The organism is Mycobacterium sp. (assembly GCF_049673265.1).
In the GTDB taxonomy this organism is placed as follows: domain Bacteria; phylum Actinomycetota; class Actinomycetes; order Mycobacteriales; family Mycobacteriaceae; genus Mycobacterium.
Genome location: NZ_JBATXN010000134.1, coordinates 1 through 2753, shown reverse-complemented (window position 1 = coordinate 2753; position 2753 = coordinate 1). Strand labels below are relative to the sequence as shown.

Below are 2753 nucleotides of genomic sequence, written 5' to 3'. Positions count from 1 at the left end.
TGGTCCAGCCGGCGCTGTTTGCGGTGATGATTTCGCTGGCCGAATTGTGGCGATCGGCGGGCGTACGGCCGGACGCCGTGATCGGCCATTCCCAAGGCGAGATCGCGGCCGCCTACGTCGCGGGCGGGCTGTCGCTGCGCGACGCCGCGCGGGTGGTGACGCTGCGCAGCAAACTGCTGCTGGTGCTGGCCGGCCGGGGTGGCATGGTTTCGCTGGCGTGCAGCGCCGAGCATGCACGAGAGTTATTGGCCCCCTTCGATGATCGCATCAGCATCGCCGCGGTCAACGGACGGTCCGCCGTGGTGGTCTCCGGTGAAGTCGCGGCACTCGACGAGCTGGTCGAGCAGTGTGCGCAGCGTGAGCTTCGTGCCCGTCGGATCGACGTCGACTACGCATCACACTCCGTGGACGTCGAATGCATCCGAGAGCAGCTGGCCGACGTCCTTTCCGGCCTGGAGCCGCATTCCTCGCGCACCGCATTCTTTTCCACGTTGACCGGCGGTCTGCTCGACACTGCCGGCCTCGACGCCGACTACTGGTATCGCAACATTCGGCAGACCGTGCAGTTCGATCAGGCCGTGCGCGGCGCAGCCCAACAGGGCTATCGGACCTTCATCGAGTGCAGTCCACATCCCGCGTTGATCGCCGGCATCGAGGACACCTTCAACGACTGCACTGACGGAAGCGCCGAACCGATCGTCATTCCCACCCTCGGCCGCGAGGAGGGCGGTATCCGCCGATTCCTCACCTCGGCCGCACAAGCCTTCGTCGCGGGTGTCGGCGTGGATTGGCGTGCGGTGTTACCCGCGGCTCAGTTTGTCGAATTGCCGACGTATGCCTTTGAGCGACGCCGCTTTTGGCTCGCCGGTGACGGTGCAGCTCTTGACGCCGCCGGTCTGGGGCTGGGCGCCAGTGAGCACGCACTGCTTGGCGCGGTGGTGGAATTGCCGGATTCGGGCGGGGTGGTGCTGACCGGACGGCTCTCGGGAGCCTCGCAGGGATGGTTGGCCGATCACGCCGTCGACGGCGTGGTGGTGTTCCCGGGTACGGGATTTGTCGAGTTGGCGATCCGCGCGGGCGACGAAATCGGCTGCGCGGCCCTTGACGAGCTGACATTGCAGGCGCCGTTGATGTTGCCCACGTCGGGTTCGGTCGCTGTGCATGTGGTGGTGGGGCCGGCCGAGGAGTCCGGCCAGCGCAGCGTGTCCATCTTCTCCCGGGCTGACACCAATTCCGATTCGGCGTGGATCTGCCACGCCAGCGGACAGTTGGGTCAGAAATCACTTGAGCCGGGCGCGGATTTATCGGTATGGCCGCCCCCGGGCGCGACTTCCGTCGACGTATCCGATGGTTACCAGCGGTTGGCGGCACGCGGGTACGAATATGGTTCGGCATTCCAAGGATTGACCGCGCTGTGGCGTCGAGGCGACGAGCTGTTCGCCGAGGTCACCCTGCCGGAGACGGCCGGCGGCGTAGCGGGATTCGGCGTACATCCGGCGTTGTTGGACGCAGCGCTGCACGCGGCGGTGATGGCCCACGACGGCGATGGCCATGCCGAAATAGCCCTGCCATTTTCCTGGGAGGGTGTGTCGTTGCATGCGGCGGGGGCGGCGGCGGTGCGGGCGCGGATCGCGCCGTCGGGTCCGTCGTCGGTGTCGGTGGAGTTGGCCGACGGGCTGGGGTTGCCGGTGTTGTCTGTGGCGTCGATGGTGGCGCGGCCGGTTTCGCAGCAGCAGTTGATGGCGGCGTTATCCGGTGCGGGTGGCGATCGGCTTTTTGAGCTGGTGTGGTCACCCGCTTCGCCTGTGTCGCACGCTGAGACGCCGTCGTATGAAGTTTTCCAAGCCGCTTCGGCCGCCGATGACCCGGTCATCGACACCTACGAACGCACCCATACCGCCCTAGCTGCTGTGCAATCCTGGCTGGCCGAGCGTGACTCGGGCGTGCTGGTGGTGGCCACCCGCGGCGCCATGGCGCTACCAGGAGAGGACGTCACCGATCTGGCGGGTGCGGCGGTGTGGGGCTTGGTGCGTTCGGCGCAGACGGAGCATCCCGGCCGGATCGTGTTGGTGGATTCCGATGTGCCCGTTGATGATACGCCATTGGCTTCGGTACTTGCGACCGGTGAGCCGCAGGTGTTGGTGCGGGGTGGGACGGTTCACACCGCGCGGGTGCACGGCAGCCGGGCCGTCGACGCCGTGTTGGTGCCGCCGGGCGACGGGCCATGGCGGCTGGGCCTTTCCAGTGCGGGCACCTTCGAGAATCTCCAATTGGAGCCGGTGCCCAACGCCGATGCGCCGTTGGAGCCCGGCCAGGTCAGGGTCGCGATGCGCGCCATCGCCACCAACTTCCGCGACGTCATGATCACCCTGGGCATGTTCACCCACGACGCGCTGATCGGCGGCGAGGGCGCCGGCGTCGTCGTTGAAGTCGGGCCCGGGGTCACCGAATTCGCGGCCGGCGATTCGGTGTACGGCCTTTTCCCGGAGGGCAGCGGCACGCTGGTGGCCGCAGACGTCCGGTTGTTGCTTCCGATGCCTGCCGACTGGTCTTACGCCGAAGCTGCCGCCGCATCAGTTGTTTTCACGACCGCGTGGATGGCGTTCGTAGGGCTAGCTGACGCCAAGCCGGGGCAGCGGGTGTTGGTGCACGCCGCGGCTGGTGGGGTGGGGATGGCTGCGGTGCAGTTGGGCCGGCATTTGGGGTTGGAGGTGTTTGCCACCGCGAGTAAGGGTAAGTGGGACACGTTGCGG

At 67.1% G+C, this 2753-nt stretch carries 1 protein-coding gene; it reads left to right on the top strand.

Annotated features, from left to right (window positions below; genetic code table 11):
* On the top strand, window positions 1-2753 hold a 2753-nt coding region (locus WBF82_RS04810), incomplete at both ends, for an acyltransferase domain-containing protein (protein ID WP_424381956.1).